This is a genomic window from Pollutimonas rozaliensis (assembly GCF_048751585.1).
GTDB lineage: Bacteria > Pseudomonadota > Gammaproteobacteria > Burkholderiales > Burkholderiaceae_B.
Genome location: NZ_JAZHOB010000145.1, coordinates 1 through 267, shown reverse-complemented (window position 1 = coordinate 267; position 267 = coordinate 1). Strand labels below are relative to the sequence as shown.

Sequence of the window (267 nt, the reverse complement as noted above, 5' to 3'; positions counted from 1 at the left end):
CGAAATAGTAATGGATTTCTTTGGCGACTTCGCTGACCAGTTCGTCCATATCCAGGCGGGAAAGCACCGCGTTGGTGATGGCGACCAGGATGCGGAAGTTATCGCGTTCCCGGCATAACAACTCATAGTCGACATTGTTAACGACGCGGCTCTGGATTTGTTCGGTGACGACAGAAACGATCTGCGTACATGTTTGCAGACGATTGAACACTTTTTCGCTCCAGGGGCGATCGTCATAACGAATAAATTCACAGCCACCAAAAATAT

General features: G+C 48.7%; 1 protein-coding gene. It reads right to left on the bottom strand.

Annotated elements, in window-relative coordinates; all coding sequences use genetic code 11:
* Positions 1-267: hypothetical protein (locus V0R37_RS22325; protein ID WP_420376586.1), on the bottom strand; the 267-nt coding region annotated here is incomplete at both ends.